The 14,737-nt window shown below is 71.6% G+C and carries 14 protein-coding genes and 1 pseudogene; 11 read left to right on the top strand and 4 right to left on the bottom strand.

Features of this window, described 5'->3' with window-relative positions; genetic code table 11:
* Nucleotides 1-165: 165 nt before the first annotated feature.
* Nucleotides 166-594 carry a spore-associated protein A gene (locus STRVI_RS23650; RefSeq protein ID WP_435532621.1) on the top strand — a complete coding sequence of 143 codons (429 nt, stop codon included), beginning with the start codon at nucleotides 166-168 and terminating at the stop codon, nucleotides 592-594.
* A 110-nt stretch (nucleotides 595-704) separates the two neighbouring features.
* On the opposite strand, the pseudogene STRVI_RS56050 reads toward STRVI_RS23650, so the two are convergent.
* A pseudogene (locus STRVI_RS56050) lies at nucleotides 705-938 on the bottom strand (nuclear transport factor 2 family protein); the annotation flags it as partial.
* Nucleotides 939-1,092: 154 nt separating this feature from the next.
* On the opposite strand from STRVI_RS56050, the gene STRVI_RS52140 reads away from it, so the two are divergent.
* The 5 genes from STRVI_RS52140 to STRVI_RS23630 all read left to right on the top strand — a co-directional run bounded on the left by STRVI_RS52140 (nucleotide 1,093) and on the right by STRVI_RS23630 (nucleotide 5,584).
* Nucleotides 1,093-1,320 carry a hypothetical protein gene (locus STRVI_RS52140; RefSeq protein ID WP_150112912.1) on the top strand — a complete coding sequence of 76 codons (228 nt, stop codon included), beginning with the start codon at nucleotides 1,093-1,095 and terminating at the stop codon, nucleotides 1,318-1,320.
* Entirely contained in the window at nucleotides 1,317-2,090 is a 774-nt protein-coding gene (locus tag STRVI_RS23645; RefSeq protein WP_014058152.1) for an oxygenase MpaB family protein, read from the top strand. The genes STRVI_RS52140 and STRVI_RS23645 overlap by 4 nt, the downstream gene beginning before the upstream one ends.
* An 87-nt stretch (nucleotides 2,091-2,177) precedes the next feature.
* Entirely contained in the window at nucleotides 2,178-3,479 is a 1,302-nt protein-coding gene (locus tag STRVI_RS23640; protein ID WP_014058151.1) for a PucR family transcriptional regulator, read from the top strand.
* A gap of 168 nt (nucleotides 3,480-3,647) precedes the next feature.
* A complete protein-coding gene (locus STRVI_RS23635; RefSeq protein WP_014058150.1) occupies nucleotides 3,648-3,998 on the top strand; it encodes a hypothetical protein in 351 nt (116 codons plus the stop codon).
* Nucleotides 3,995-5,584 carry a cation acetate symporter gene (locus STRVI_RS23630; protein ID WP_014058149.1) on the top strand — a complete coding sequence of 530 codons (1,590 nt, stop codon included), beginning with the start codon at nucleotides 3,995-3,997 and terminating at the stop codon, nucleotides 5,582-5,584. The genes STRVI_RS23635 and STRVI_RS23630 overlap by 4 nt, the downstream gene beginning before the upstream one ends.
* A gap of 25 nt (nucleotides 5,585-5,609) precedes the next feature.
* Here the strand turns inward: STRVI_RS23630 and STRVI_RS23625 are convergent, their stop codons facing one another.
* Entirely contained in the window at nucleotides 5,610-6,170 is a 561-nt protein-coding gene (locus STRVI_RS23625; protein ID WP_014058148.1) for a CGNR zinc finger domain-containing protein, read from the bottom strand.
* 71 nt (nucleotides 6,171-6,241) lie between these two features.
* On the opposite strand from STRVI_RS23625, the gene STRVI_RS23620 reads away from it, so the two are divergent.
* Genes STRVI_RS23620 through STRVI_RS23610 form a run of 3 tightly spaced genes read left to right on the top strand, consistent with a single transcriptional unit; the run spans nucleotide 6,242 to nucleotide 9,904 of the window.
* Entirely contained in the window at nucleotides 6,242-7,450 is a 1,209-nt protein-coding gene (locus STRVI_RS23620; protein WP_050993734.1) for an MFS transporter, read from the top strand.
* 28 nt (nucleotides 7,451-7,478) lie between these two features.
* The gene (locus STRVI_RS23615; RefSeq protein ID WP_043236439.1) at nucleotides 7,479-8,327 is read left to right on the top strand and encodes a PTS sugar transporter subunit IIA; all 849 of its coding nucleotides are present in this window, start codon (nucleotides 7,479-7,481) and stop codon (nucleotides 8,325-8,327) included.
* A gap of 23 nt (nucleotides 8,328-8,350) precedes the next feature.
* Complete coding sequence (locus STRVI_RS23610; protein ID WP_014058145.1) at nucleotides 8,351-9,904, top strand: PTS ascorbate transporter subunit IIC; 1,554 nt, start codon at nucleotides 8,351-8,353, stop codon at nucleotides 9,902-9,904.
* A gap of 88 nt (nucleotides 9,905-9,992) precedes the next feature.
* On the opposite strand, the gene STRVI_RS23605 is transcribed toward STRVI_RS23610, so the two are convergent.
* On the bottom strand, nucleotides 9,993-12,242 hold the full coding sequence (locus tag STRVI_RS23605; RefSeq protein ID WP_014058144.1) for an ATP-binding cassette domain-containing protein: 2,250 nt from the start codon (nucleotides 12,240-12,242) through the stop codon (nucleotides 9,993-9,995).
* Nucleotides 12,243-12,376: 134 nt separating this feature from the next.
* On the opposite strand from STRVI_RS23605, the gene STRVI_RS23600 reads away from it, so the two are divergent.
* Nucleotides 12,377-13,111, top strand: a complete 735-nt coding sequence (locus tag STRVI_RS23600; protein WP_014058143.1) for a MerR family transcriptional regulator — start codon at nucleotides 12,377-12,379, stop codon at nucleotides 13,109-13,111.
* Nucleotides 13,112-13,168: 57 nt separating this feature from the next.
* On the top strand, nucleotides 13,169-13,651 hold the full coding sequence (locus STRVI_RS23595) for a VOC family protein (RefSeq protein WP_014058142.1): 483 nt from the start codon (nucleotides 13,169-13,171) through the stop codon (nucleotides 13,649-13,651).
* A gap of 133 nt (nucleotides 13,652-13,784) precedes the next feature.
* Here STRVI_RS23595 and STRVI_RS23590 read toward each other — a convergent pair whose 3' ends face one another.
* Complete coding sequence (locus tag STRVI_RS23590; protein ID WP_043236437.1) at nucleotides 13,785-14,735, bottom strand: serine/threonine dehydratase; 951 nt, start codon at nucleotides 14,733-14,735, stop codon at nucleotides 13,785-13,787.
* Nucleotides 14,736-14,737: the final 2 nt, after the last annotated feature.

The following is a 14,737-nucleotide window of genomic DNA, read 5'->3' as shown; positions in this document are numbered from 1 at the left end:
CGTCGAATACGGGAAGCTTGGACCGGGCGTTCAACGGCCCGCCGGAAGCAGTCGTGGAATGCCGTACAACCATCCGCGACCCCGGCATGTCTCCCTAGTCAGACGCAAACAGCGCCTACGCCCATGAAGAATCATTAAGGGGGACAAATGAATCTTTCTCGCCGTATGGCCGCCACCGCGGTGCTCGCCACCGCCATCGCGGGCACCGTGGCCCTGACGCCGCAGGCATCGGCCGCCACCAAGGCCGCGTACAACGGGGTGTGCGGCAGCGGGTACAAGGTGGTGAACTCGGCGCCCATCGGCTCCAAGGGCACCGTCTTCCTCACCTACAACTCCGCCAAGGGCAAGAACTGCGTGGTCACCGTCCGGAACGCCACGGGCAAGGCGGTTCCGATGTTCGCCTACCTGTACGTTCAGGGCGCCGACGAGTCGGCCGAGGATGCCGGCGCGTACACCGCGTACGCGGGCCCGGTGTACGGCGACGGGCGCGGTAAGTGCGTGGACTGGGCCGGGGGCATCGACAACCAGTCCACCTGGACGTACGAATCGAACTGCGGATCCCTCAAGGCCCACCGCGTGACCAAGGGCTGGTAAGCCCGAAAGCCACGCGTCGGCACACCGACGGGGGAACACACGGGGGAGCGGCGGCCACCTTCTGGGAGGGTGGCCGCCGCGATCGTCGTGTCGGCCCCTGGCGCTCGGTGACCCTCGGTGAGGTTGGTGGCGTACATGTACGCCACCGCCGAGATGTCATCGCCGTCGACCCGCTCGATATGGATGTTCGAGGCGTTGTGGCGCAGCGGGTATCCGGCCGCCTCGCGGTGCTCCCGCTGCCAGGCGATCACCTGCTCGCGGCCCCGGTTGTCGGAGGCGGTGAACTCCTCGTACGGGGACTTCCCGGTGTCCGAGCGGGAGGTGACGTGGACATCCTCGGTCAGCGGCTCGGGTCAGAGTCGAACTGCCCCTCGTCGAAGGCGAACCACCAGCGGTGGATCAGCTCATGGACCGCCAGACGATCGAGCATGCGGAACTCTCCCCCCGAAGATTCAAGTGATCGACAACATATCCCCCGAGCGCCAGTACGGTGGCCCCATGGCCCGCACTCCACGACCGTCCCGCCGCCGCGAACGCCTGCTCCGCCATGTGCGGGCCCTGGCGCCGAGCGTGTCGAGCGAGGGCGGGGCGCGGCCGTACGCACTTGCCTCCGCCGACGTCGTATTGTCGCCGGTCGGCGGGGACCCTGCCGAAGTGCCCGTCTTCGTCAACACGGTGGCGGAAGCACTGCGCCGCCATGAGGTCCTCAAGGCAGGCCGAGGATGACGCCGTCGCCCACCGCGCTGCGGCAGGCCGAGGAGATCTACCGCCGGGTGGCGTTCGATACGTTCGCCCAGGATCTGAAGATGGGGCTCAACCTGGGGTTCTGCCGTACTTTCGCGGTACCGGAGATCGCCCGGCTGCTCACCGCCACCGGCCGGATGACCCGGCACACCCGGGCCCGCGCCAAGGCGACCGGCGAGTTGATGTATCGGATGTTCCGCCATGGTCTGGACGGTGAGGAAGGCGAGCGGACCGTCGCCGCGCTGAAGAGTCTGCACGCCCCGTGGGCCATCAGCGACGACGCCTACCGCTATGTGCTGGCCTGCTTCGACCTCGCCCCGCTGCGCTGGTGCGCGGCCTATGCCTGGCGGGCTCCCACCGACGCCGAGCGGGACGCGTCCCACACCTTCTATCTCGCCCTCGCCGAGCGGATGGGCATTCCGGACGTGCCGCCGGACCGGCGGGAGTTCGAGGCATGGACGGAGGACTTCGAGCGGGCCCACTTCACCTTCACCCCCGAGGCCCACGCCCTGTGGGCGGCCACCAGGGACCTGCTCGCCGGGCGTGTCCCCGGGGTGCTCGGCCCGCTCGCGGGCAGCGCCGCCGACAGCCTTCTGGACGAGGGGCTGCGCCGGGCGCTCGGCGTTGGGCGGCCCGCGATGCCGGTCCGCGCCGCGACCCACACCGCGCTGCGGCTGCGCGCCGCCACCGGACGGGCGGGCAGGAGAATTCGCGGAAGCCACCGACCCGCCGGTATGTCGATGGTGCAATAGCGGGGCAGGCTCTGGTATCTGACCTGGCCGTGGCCTCACGCTGCCGCGTCGAGCTGCGCATTGCCCGTCACAGGTGGAGGAACGTTCATGCGCCCAGTCACCGGCTCCCGCGCTTCCGTACCCGCCATGGGCCGCGCCGTCCCCCGCCTGTCCGCCGACCGGGGGCGGACGCCGCCCCGGATGCCCGCCGCCCGTCCGCCGATCCGGTCGCGGGCCGATGCCGAGACCGTGGCGCTGCTGCACCGCGCCGCCCGGGTGCTCATCGAGGAGGTGCCGCGGCTGGCGGACCGTATCGTCGCGCTGATGAAGGAGCGGGAGCCCGTCTACCGGTCGCCGTCCCTCGACCCGCATGAGGTGTGGCGGGAGGTCCACGACTCGCTGAGCAACAATGTGCGTTCGCTGGTGCACCCCAAGGAGACGCGAGAGTCGGCCAGGTCCTGCGCATGGCGGATCGGCACCGACCGCGCCGCCCAGGGTTTTCCGCTGGACGCGCTGCTGCACGCGTACCGCATCGGCTGCACCGTCGTGTGGGAGCAACTCCTGGAGACCGCCTCGAAGGAGGACCCGCTCGGCGCCCAGTCGCTGGTCCACGTCGCCGCCGACGTATGGAACTTCGTCGACGAGCACTGCACCCTCGTCGCCACGGCGTATCAGGAGGTCGAGCGGCAGCTCTCCTGGCACCGGGAGAACCGCTACCGGATCATCGTCGCGGCCCTGCTCGACGGCACCGCCCGGGTGAGCGACTTCCCCGAGGCGGAGGAGGCCCTCGGCCTGCCCGAGCAGGGGCGATACGCGGTCGTGGCGCTTGAGGACGCCGACGCCTCGTCCCGGGCGCCGCACCCCGCCACGGTGTGCGCGGGTCTTCGCACGGTCTGGCATGCGGCGGAGGGCACCGCCCACGCCATCGTGCTGCTCGGCGACGTCGGCGCGGAGCGGCTGGTGCGCGGGCTGGAGGTGCCGCCCGGCGCACGGGCCGGGGTCAGCCCCGCCGTGGCCGGTCTCGCCGCGGTGAACACGGCCCGCCGGCTCGCCGATACGGCGCTGCGCACCCGCCCGGCCGCCGGGCAGGCGGCGCTGCTGGACGAGCGCTACCCGGAGGCGCTGGTGGTGTCCTCCCCGGACCTCGGGGCCGCGCTCGCCGACCGGATGCTCGGGCCGGTCCTGGCGCTGGAGTCCGCCGACCGGGAGATGCTGCTGACGACGCTGGCCACCTGGCTGGAGGGCGGGGGATCGGCGCGCCGCGCGGGAGAGCTGCTGTTCTGCCACCGCAACACGGTGCTCAACCGGCTGCGCCGCTATGAGCAGTTGACCGGGCGTTCGCTGGACCACCCCCGAGAGGTCATGGAGTTGTCGCTCGCGCTGTCCGCGCACCGGCTGCTGACGCCCTGAGCAGCACCCCTCGGCCTGAGGTGATGTGGGCGTGCACAACGGCCCTCGGCCGAACATGTGCACCCGTCACACGGTCCGCCGGTTGGGCTGTACGCGACCGCGCTGACCTGCTGTCGTGGCGATTCCGCCCCTGTGACATGGGGCGGAACCCGCACAAGGAGCCGCGACATGTCCGACTACGATCAGCCCTGGCGCGCGTCCGTCCCGCCCTTCAAGCCCCGGACCACGCGCCGCACCAGCACCATGCCGCCCCGCCCCACGGCACCGCCTCCGCCGACGCGGCGCACACCGTGGCAGCGGCCCTGGCCCTGGCCGGCGCGGGCGGCGTGCACCGCGCTCGCCTGTCATGTGGCCGCCGTGGTGGTGAACTGTGCCGCCGAAGGCGTCGTCAACCTCGGCGCGGGCGGCGGATTCACCGTGGGCGCCTTGCTGATCGGCCTGGACACGGCGGTGCTGCTCACCGTCCTGGCCCGGGCCCACCGCCGGTCCACCGCCACGACGGAGGAGGGGGAGGGGTGAGCTTCCTCGATCCCAGAACGCTCGCGTTCGTGCTCTTCGCGGGCTTCATGGCCATCTCGTTCCTGCTGTGCATCCTCGCGGCCACCGGCAATGACGACCCCACCGAGTTCTACCTCGGCACCGGCGGGCTCAGCCCGATGCAGAACGGCCTGGCCATCGCGGGTGACTACATCTCCGCCGCCACCGTGCTCAGCACCACCGGCACCATCGCCCTGGCCGGATTCGACGGGGTGCTCATCGCCTCGTCCACCGTGCTCTCCATCCTGCTGTTCATGCTGGTCCTCTCCGGACCGCTGTGCGGACGGGGGCGGTTCACCCTCGGCGACGTCCTCTCCGAGCGGCTGAGCGAACGCCCCGCCCGCATCGGCACCGCCGTCGTGGTGCTGGTGGTCGTCATGCCGCTGCTGCTGGTCCAGCTCAACGGCGCCGGCGCCATGCTGGCGGTGCTGCTCGGCATCCCGGGAAGCGGCGCGGTCACCGGCTGCACCGTCTTCATCGGTTCGCTCATGGTCTGCTACGCCGCCCTCGGCGGGATGAAGGGCACCGGATTCATCCAGATCCTCAAGACGGTGCTGCTGCTCGCCGCGTTCGTCCTGCTCGCCTGTCTGGTGCTGAAGCGCTTCTCGTGGAACCCCTTCACCCTCTTCGACGCCGCGGCCGACGCCAGCGGCTACGGCGACGGCTTCTGGCAGTCCGGCCGACAGTACGGTGACTCCCTCAGCGGCCGCCTGGATGTCATCAGCGTCCAGCTCACCCTCGCCGTCGGCGCCGCCTGCATGCCCCATCTCACCATGCGGCTCCACCCGATCCGCGGCATGCGGGCCGCCCGCGCCGCCACCACCTGGGCGGTGGGCGCGGTCACCACCATCCTCGGGCTGATCGTGATCGTGGGCGCCGGAGCCACCGCCGTCGTCGGCGCCCGGGCCCTGCGCGCCTCCGACCCCACCGGCAGCGACTCGCTGCTGCTGCTGACCCTCGCCCTGGACCCGGCGGCGCAGGAGGCCCACCGCAGCCTGCTCTTCTCCGTCGTGGCCTGCGCGGTCGTCGCCACCACCCTCGCGGCGGTCGCCGGACTCACCCTGGCCGCCGCGGCCTCCCTCGCCCATGACGTCCTGGCCAAGGTCGTCTTCAAGGGCAGGCTCTCGGCGAACCGGGAGCTGGCCGCCGCCCGTACGGCCATCGTGGTCGTCGGCGTCGTGGCCGTCGTCCTCGCCATCGTGACCCAGCACTGGAACCGGCAGGTCCTGATCTCCTTCACCTTCGCGGCCGCCGCCTCGGCCCTGCTGCCGATCGTGCTCTACGGCACCCTGTGGCGCGGCTTCACGGTGAACGGACTGCGCTGGGCGCTGTACGGGGGACTCCTCCTCACCGCCGTGACCATGGCCTTCTCCCCGGCGATCTCCGGCAACCCGCTCGCGGTCTTCCCCGGGCACGACTTCCACTGGTTCCCGCTCCGCAACCCGGGCCTGGTCACCATTCCCGCCGGGTTTCTGCTCGGCTGGCTCGGCTCCCGTACCGGACGGCGGGCACGGCATGCCCAGGACCCCACGCGGGGGGACATGCCGTACGCGATGCCCACCGGCTGACCCGACCGGCGCCGCCCCGGGCCTCTTACGGGGACCGGGGCCCGGCCTTGGCGCGCCGGTGGGCGGCCACCCGCTCACGGGTGGCGCACCGCCGTGAGCAGTAGCGGCGCTCCGGTCCGCTGCCCACGGTGAGGAAGACATCGCCGCAGCCGGGGGAGGAGCACAGGCCGCCGGGCGGGCGCTGACCGTCCCAGATCAGCACGGTCAGCGCCATGCACGAGGAGGCGAGGAACCATTCGCCCCAGGGCGCCTCGTCATCGCTGTCCAGGTGCGGATGCCAGGGCGAACGGCCGTCGTGCGAGCTCAGCCGGAGCGGACCCGTGCCCTCCCGCAGCAGTCGGTTCAGCACCCCGGCGGCGGCGTCGACCTGCTCGGCGGCGAACACCTCGCGCAGCCGCAGCGCGGCGGTGCGCATGCCCGCGACATCGTCGGCGGTGAGCTCGACCGGGCCGGGCTCACCGTGGTCGAGGAGGATCCCGGCGATCGCGCGGGGATCCGGACGCGGCTCCGCCGTCAGGGCGTTGACGAGGGCGGCGGTGCGCCGGGCGGTGTCCCGCACCGAAAGCCGGGTCGACCGGTCGTCCATCGAGGGTGGTGACACGACGCCAATGTAACGCACCTGGCGAACATTTACGTTACCTCCGTAACGTGATCCGCATGCCAGGGCGTTACGCGATGGGGTGCTATCTGGGCGGGGCGGCCACCGCCCGCGCGGGGGACGAGATGTCCGGGCCCGCGCTGCTGCTGGCCGGACCGGCGCTCACCGGTTCGGCCTCCTCGGGCTCGTCGCTGCTGGCGGGCATCATGATCGCGGCGGCGGTCGGCGGACCGCTGTTCGGCGTGCTGCTCGACCGCTCCGCCCGGCCGGGCCGACTGCTGGCCGCGGCACTCGCCCTCTACGCGGCGGCGCTGACCGCGATCCTTCTGGGCCTGGGGCGGCTGCCGTTCGCCCTCACCGTTCTTCTCGCGGTGGGCGCGGGGCTGCTGGGACCGGCCCTGTCCGGCGGCTGGACCTCCCAGCTACCGCGGGTGGCACCGCCGCGGGCCCTGCCCCGGGCCAACGCACTCGACGCGATGACATTCAGCCTCGCCGCGCTGGTGGGGCCCGCACTCGCCGGGGCCGTCGCGGGGGCGGCCGGGGCGCCGGCCGCCGTGGCGGTGTCCATCGCCCTGATCGGCCTCGCGCTGCCCGCCGCCTGGGCGCTCCCCGCGCGACCGCGGCCCGCCCCGGTCCCGCCACCGGCCACGTCGGTCGCCGCCGATCTCACCGCCGGACTACGCGCCATCGCCCGCAACCGGCCACTGGCCCGAGCCACCGCCACCTCCGTCGTCTCCTGTGTCGGCCAGGGCGCGCTGCTCACCTGCTGCCCGCTCCTCGGCGCGGCCGTGCTCGGCGGCGCCGACCGCGGCGCCCTGCTGCTGTCCGCCACCGCCGCATCCGCCCTCGTGGCCAACGCGGTGCTCGCCCGCCGCCCCCGCCCGCCGCGTCCGGACACCGTGCTCCTCGGCGGAGTCCTGCTGCTCGTCCTCGCGCCCCTGCTCGCGGCCACCGGCCACCCGGTCGCGCTGATCGCCGCCGTGCTGCTCGCCGGGGCCGCCGAGGGCCCCCAGCTCACGGCCCTGTTCGCGGTGCGCCACCGGGAGGCGCCCGAGCGGCTGCGCGGCCAGGTGTTCACCACCGGCGCCAGCCTGAAGATCAGCGGCTTCGCCGTGGGCGCGGCCTTCGCCGGTCCACTCGCCACCTGGTCGCTGCCCGGCGCCCTGTTGGCCGCAGGGGGGTGCGAGGCGCTCGCGGTCCTGGTGTTCGTATGCTTGCCGGGCGATTCGGAGGATGTCGTTCCGGATCTGTCCCCGGGGGCTGTGTGACAGAGGCACGTCAGCCATGATGACCTGCATGGAAGACCTGAAAGACCTGCTGCCCGTCGAAGCCGTCCGGCTCGACGTCCGGGCGGCCGACTGGCGTGAGGCGATAGGCGCGGCCGGCCGACTCATGGTGGAAACGGGCGCCACCACCGACGAGTACACCGGCGAGATGGTCGCCAACGTCGAGGAGAACGGGCCGTACATCGTCATCGCCCCGGGGGTGGCGTTCGCCCACTCCCGGCCGTCCCCGGCAGTGCTCAGGACCGGGATGTCCTGGGTCCGGCTCGCCGAGCCCGTGGAATTCGGGCATGAGTCCAACGACCCCGTCACCCTCGTCGTCGCCCTGGCCGCCCAGGATTCGGCCGCGCACACCTCCGCGATGGCGAGCCTGGCCCGGCTCCTGGGCGACCCCGCCACCGCGGCCGCCCTCGCGGAGGCGCCCACCCCGAAGGCGCTGCACGCCGTACTGGCGGGGGAGCGGCCGGAGGACGGCTCCGAGGAGTCCGGGCCGACCGACGCGCCCGAGGCGTCCACCACGCCCAAAGCGTCCGCCACCCCCGAGCCGCCCACCGCCTCCGCGCCCCGTGCGGCCTCGCTGCACACGATCCTCACGGTCTGCGGCAACGGCGTGGGCACCAGCCTGTTCCTCAAGAACACCCTGGAGCAGGTGCTGGACCGCTGGGGGTGGTCGGGGTTCGTCACCGTGGAGGCCACCGACACCATCTCCGCGAAGGGCAAGGCGTCCGAGGCCGTGGCCCTGCTCACCTCCCGTGAGATCGCCAGGACTCTGGGGGATGTGGGACGGCCCGTGAAGGTCGTCCAGGACTTCACCAGCACCGCCGAGGTGGACGCGGTGCTCCGGGACACGTACGACGTCTGAACGACGGGGACAGAGGAAGCACCATGGGCTGGTTTGTCACCCTCGCCACGTTTCTCGTCAATGAGATTCTGAGCGAGCCCGCGTATCTGATCGGCATCATCACCGCCGTCGGACTCATCGCGATGAAGAAGAGCACCGGGCAGATCATCGGCGGCGCCATCAAGGCGACCCTCGGCTTTCTGCTGATCGGCGCGGGAGCGGGACTGGTCACCGCCTCCCTCGACCCGCTGGGCACCATGATCCAGGGCGTCACCGGCGCCCACGGCGTCATCCCCACCAACGAGGCCATCGTCGGCATCGCCCAGGACCAGTTCGGCTCACGGGTCGCCTGGCTGATGATCCTGGGCTTCGTGGTCAGTCTGCTGCTGGCCCGGTTCACCCCGCTCCGCTATGTCTTCCTGACCGGGCACCACATGCTCTTCATGGCCACGCTGCTGACCGTGGTCCTGGCCAACGGCGGCCGCTCGACCGTGGCCGTGGTGGCCGTCGGCGGTGTGCTGCTGGGCATCATGCTGGTCGCGATGCCCGCCTTCGCCCATCCCTGGACCAAGCGCGTCACCGGCAGCGACACCGTCGCCATCGGCCACTTCGGCACGGCCGGATACATCGTGGCGGGCGCGACCGGACGGGTGGTCGGCAAGCGCAGCCGCTCCACCGAGGAGATGAAGCTCCCCGAGGGGCTGCGGTTCCTGCGTGACTCGATGGTGGCCACCGCCCTGTCGATGCTGCTGATCTACCTGGTCATGGCCGTCCTTCTGCTCGTCAAGGAGGGGCAGAAGACCGCCTTCAAGGCGTTCGCCACGGGCACCGGCACGGTGGCCACCGGCACCGGGAACTACCTGATGCAGTCCGTGATGCAGGGGCTGCAGTTCGGCATCGCGGTCGCGGTGATCCTCTTCGGGGTCCGTACGATCCTCGGTGAGCTCGTCCCCGCCTTCCAGGGGATCGCCCAGAAGGTCGTCCCCGGCGCCCTGCCCGCGCTGGACGCGCCCATCGTCTTCCCGTACGCGCAGAACGCGGTGCTGATCGGCTTCATCTCCAGCTTCACCGGCGGCCTGATCGGGCTGGCCCTGCTCACCTGGATCTTCAATCCGGCCTTCGGTCTCGCCCTGGTGCTGCCCGGTCTGGTGCCGCACTTCTTCACCGGCGGTGCGGCCGGGGTCTACGGCAACGCGACCGGCGGCCGGCGCGGCGCGGTCGTGGGGGCGTTCCTCAACGGGCTGCTCATCACCTTCCTCCCCGCTCTGCTGCTCAAGGTGCTCTGCGCGTTCGGCGACCAGAACACCACCTTCGGCGACGCCGACTTCGGCTGGTTCGGCGCGCTCATCGGCAACGCGGGCAAGGCCGGTGGCGCCGCCGGACTCGTCATCATCGTGCTGCTCGGCCTCGCCGTCCTCGGGGGCGCGATCCTGGTGCAGAAGCGGGTGGTCGACACCGGCTGGGACCCGGGCGCGGCGCGCGACGCCCTGATGCCGCGCGAGAGTGTGGCGACGCCCGCCGAGGCGGGTACCACCACGGCCGCGTACGCCAAGATCCCGCCGCCCGCGGGCGCTCCCGCACCCCCGCCCGCCGCCTGACGCGGCGCGGCGCCCCGGTGGTCCCGTCCTGTCCCGTCCAGAGCCCTCGGCCCGGGACGGGACAGGACCACCACCGGGGCGAGAGGGTTCACGCCCGCTTGACGTAGTCGCGCAAGTGGACGGCCGTGAGGGAGCCGCCGGTGTCCACGAGGTCGGCGGGGGTGCCGGTGAACACCACCTGACCGCCGTCATGACCGGCCCCCGGACCCATGTCGATGATCCAGTCCGCATGCGCCATCACGGCCTGGTGATGCTCGATGACGACGACCGTGTTGCCCGCGTCGACAAGGCGGTCGAGCAGGGCGAGCAGTTGGTCCACATCGGCGAGATGCAGTCCGGTGGTCGGCTCGTCCAGGACGTACGTCGTGCCGCTCCGCGCCATATGGATGGCCAGCTTCAGCCGCTGGCGCTCACCCCCGGAGAGTGTGGTGAGCGGCTGGCCGAGACCCAGATAGCCCAGCCCCACCGCGGCCAGCCGGTCCAGGATCAGCCGGGCCTGACCGCCTGTGAAGAACTCCCGCGCCTCGGCCACCGACATGCCCAGGACATCGCTGATGTTCCGCCCGCGCAGCCGGTACGTCAGCACCTCGGGCCGGAACCGCCTCCCCTCGCAGTCCTCGCACACCGAGGCCACCTCGGCCATCATGGCGAGATCGGTGTAGATCAGCCCGATGCCCTTGCACCGGGGGCAGGCCCCCTCGGAATTGGCGCTGAACAGACCCGGTTTGACGTGGTTGGCCTTGGCGAACGCCGCCCGGATCGGATCGAGGAGCCCTGTATACGTGGCCGGGTTGCTGCGGCGGGAGCCACGGATCGCCGACTGGTCGGCGACGATCACCTCCTCCCGCCCGGACAGCGACCCGTGGATCAGGGAGCTCTTGCCCGATCCGGCGACACCCGTGACGACGGTGAGCACACCGAGGGGGATGTCGACGCTCACATCCCGCAGATTGTGCAGCCGCGCGCCCCTGACCGGCAGTTGCCCACTGGGCTGCCGCACGGTCTCCCGCAGCCGCACCCGGTGGTCCAGATGGCGCCCGGTCAGGGTGTCCGAGGCGCGCAGCCCGGCCAGGTCGCCCTGGTAGCAGATCCGCCCGCCCGCCACCCCCGCACCGGGCCCCAGGTCCACCACATGGTCCGCGATCCGGATGGTCTCCGGTTTGTGCTCCACGACCAGCACCGTGTTGCCCTTGTCCCGCAGTTGGAGCAACAGCCGGTTCATGCGCTCGATGTCATGCGGATGCAGACCCACCGTGGGCTCGTCGAAGACATAGGTGACATCGGTCAGACTGGAGCCCAGATGCCGGACCATCCGCACCCGCTGGGCCTCGCCACCGGACAGGGTCGAGGACTCCCGGTCCAGGCTCAGATAGCCCAGGCCGATCTCGACCAGTGAGTCGAGGAGCGCCCGCAGGCTCTCCAGCACCGGTCCGACGGAATCGTGCCGGATGCCGCCCACGAACTCCGCCAGATCGCTGATCTGCAGGGCCGAGCACTCCGTGATGGAGCGGCCGTCGATCCGGCAGGACCGGACGGCCTCGCACAGCCGGGCGCCCTCACATTCGGCGCACTCGGTCAGGGCCATGGCCCGGTCGGCGAACGCGCGCATCCGCGGCTGCATCGTCTCCCGGTCCTTCGCCAGGTACAGCCGGCGGACCTTGGTCACCAGCCCCTCGTAGGTGAGGTTGTTCTTCCCCACCTTGATCTTGGTGGCCGGTTTGTGGAGGAAGTCCTCCCACTGGGCGGGGGAGTAGTGCTGGAGCCTGATATCGGGGTCGAAAAGGCCGGAGGCCGCCATAACCTGCCAGTGCCAGCTGTCCACCTCGAATCCGGGGACGGTGATGGCGCCCTCCTTCAACGACTTCTCCCTGTCGATGAGTTGGGCGATGTCCATGTCGGTGACCCTGCCGAGCCCCTCGCACCGCGGACACATGCCTTCGGCCGTGTTGAAGCTGAAGGCGAGGGGAGGGCCGACATAGGGGCTGCCGACCCGGCTGAACAGGATCCGCAGCAGGGTGTGGGCATCGGTGGCGGTGCCCACGGTGGAACGGGAGTTGGAGCCCATCGGCTCCTGGTCCACGATGATCGCCGCGCTCAGATTCCGCAGCGAGTCGACATCCGGGCGGCCGAGCGTCGGCATGAAGTTCTGGACGAACGCCGTATAGGTCTCATTGATCAGCCGCCTCGACTCCGCGGCGATGGTGTCGAAGACGAGCGAGGACTTACCGGAGCCGGAGACGCCGGTGAAGACCGTAAGGCTGCGCTTGGGAATGTCCACACTCACGCCCTGGAGATTGTTCTCCCTGGCGCCACGGACCTTGATTTCGCTGACATCCATGCCTTCAAGTGTTTCATTGAAGTGCACGTTGAGACTTTTCGCGGATTTCCTCCCAACACCCGCCGGATACGGTGCGGCAGAGCCGCGCTAACCTTCAACTCGCCCGTGAACCCTTGCCGGGAAGGTGACGAACCGTGAGCCGTACGGACGCCGCGCTGCGCCCCGTCGATCTGGCCCGGATGGCGGGTGTCTCCACCCAGCAGATCCGCAACTACGTCGACGCGGGCATCCTGCCCGCGGCCCCCCGCACCCCTGCCGGCTACCGCAGGTTCGAGGACCGGCACCGCAGAGCCCTGGGGACCTACCGGGCCCTGCTGCCGGGATACGGCGCGGAGACCGCCCGCGCGGTCATGCGGGCCGTCCACGCCGAGGACATCGCCCTGGCGCTCACCCTCGTCAACGCCGGCCATGCCGCGCTCCACGACCAGCGGCTCTCCCTCCAGGCGGCGGGAGAGGCGCTGGAGACGGTCGCCGGGCAGACCCCGGACACCTCGGCGCCCGCACGCTCCGGGCCACTGCGCATCGGCGAGGTGGCCGCCCGGATCGGGGTGCGCACCTCGGCCCTCCGGGTCTGGGAGTCCGCCGGTCTGCTGCGCCCGCGCCGCGACCGGGGCACCGGCTACCGCGTCTACGGCCCGTCCGACGTCCGGGACGCCCGGATGATCGACCTGCTGCGCCAGGTCCGCTATCCGCTGCCCCAGATCCGGCCCGTCATCGAGGGCCTGCGCCGCACCGGCAGCAGCGACGCCCTGCGCACGGTCATCGCCCGGCGTCAGGAGGGGCTCGCCCAGCGCGCCACGGCCATGCTCGAGGGCTCCTGCCGACTGCACCACTACCTCACGGAAAATCGGTCGGCCGAGGACCGATGAGTTCCCGGCGCGGGAGCGGTCGATAGGGGTGAACGCTCCCCAGCCCAGGAGGAACCGATGGCCACCGACGGATTCACCACATGCCTGTGGTTCGACGGCAACGCCGAAGAGGCCGCGCAGCACTACATCTCGATCTTCAAGAACTCCAGGCTCGGACGGATCGCGCACTACACCGGGGGCGAGCCCGGCGGCGCGGCGGGCTCCGTGATGACCGTCGAGTTCGAGGCCAACGGGCAGAGGTTCGTGGGGCTCAACGGCGGGCCGCAGTTCACCTTCAGCGAGGCCATCTCCTTCCAGGTGCACTGCGCGGACCAGGACGAGGTGGACTACTACTGGAGCAGGCTCTCCGAGGGCGGCGAGGAGGGCCCCTGCGGCTGGGTGAAGGACAAGTTCGGGGTGTCCTGGCAGGTCGTCCCCACCGTGTTCCTCGACATGGTGACCGGCTCTGACCCGCAGAAGGCCAAGCGGGCCACCGACGTGATGATGAAGATGGGCAAGCTCGACATCGCCGCGCTGCAGGCGGCGTACGACGGCGCGTAGTCGGCCCTGGGAGCGGGCCCGTACGGCATGCGGTCAGGCTGCCGTACGGGCCCGGTCAGGCTGCCGTACGGGCCCGGTCCGCGTCGTACGGGCCCGGTCCGCAGTCGTACGGGCCCGGCCCGCGAGCGTGCCGCTAGCGGCCGTGGGTGAAGTCCGCGGGGTCGGTGTTGGCGCCGCAGAGGAGTACGGCGACCTTCTCCCCGGGCCGCGGCCGGTACCCGCCGGAGGTGAGGGCCGAAAGCGCCGTGGCCGCCGCGTGCTCGACCGCGATCCTGCGGTCGTCCCACAGGGCCTGCCGCGCGGCGACGATCGCCTCGTCGGACACCAGGACGGACCGCACCCCGTCCTTGCGGGCCCACTCCAGCGCGTCCGAGGACACATGGCGCGCCCCCAACGAGTCCGCCGCGACCGAGTCCACCGGGACATCGACCACCGCACCGGCCTCCAGCGCGGCGTTCAGGGCCCGGCACCCGTACGGCTCCACGGCGACGACCCCCACCCCGTGCTCCAGGGCGGACACCGCGACACCGGTGAACAGCCCGCCGCCCCCGACCGCCACCACCACGGTGTCCAGGTCGGGCCGGGCCTGGAGGATCTCCTCCATCACGGTGCCCGCCCCGGCGGCGATCAGTGGGTGGTCGTACGCGTGCGACAGCAGCGCACCGGTCTCGGCGGCGTGCTTCTGCGCGGCCTCCCGCGCTTCGTCGTACTCGGTGCCGATCTGATGCACCTCGGCGCCGAGCCGGCGCAGCCGGCCGACCTTCACCGGGGGCGCGGTCTCGGGCACGAACACCGTGGCGGGCACGGAGTGCTGTGCCGCCGCCCACGCACACGCGAGCCCGGCGTTTCCGCCGGAGGCGATGGTGACACCCGTGTCCGGCAGAGTGCCCGCCTCCTGGTGGGCTCTGACGAAATTGAACGCGCCGCGCGCCTTGAAGGTGCCCGTGTTCTGCAGGAACTCCAGGGCCAGCCAACCCTCGGCCGCACCCCATGTCCCCTGCTCCACCGGAGCGAGCGCCACCGGCCGGATATGTCCCGCGGTCCGTTGGGCCGCGGCTCGTACGTCCTCGATGGAAAGAGTCACTG

Source organism: Streptomyces violaceusniger Tu 4113 (assembly GCF_000147815.2).
In the GTDB taxonomy this organism is placed as follows: domain Bacteria; phylum Actinomycetota; class Actinomycetes; order Streptomycetales; family Streptomycetaceae; genus Streptomyces; species Streptomyces violaceusniger_A.
The sequence above is the reverse complement of the archived record's forward strand: the minus strand, read 5'-3'. Positions and strand labels throughout refer to the sequence as shown.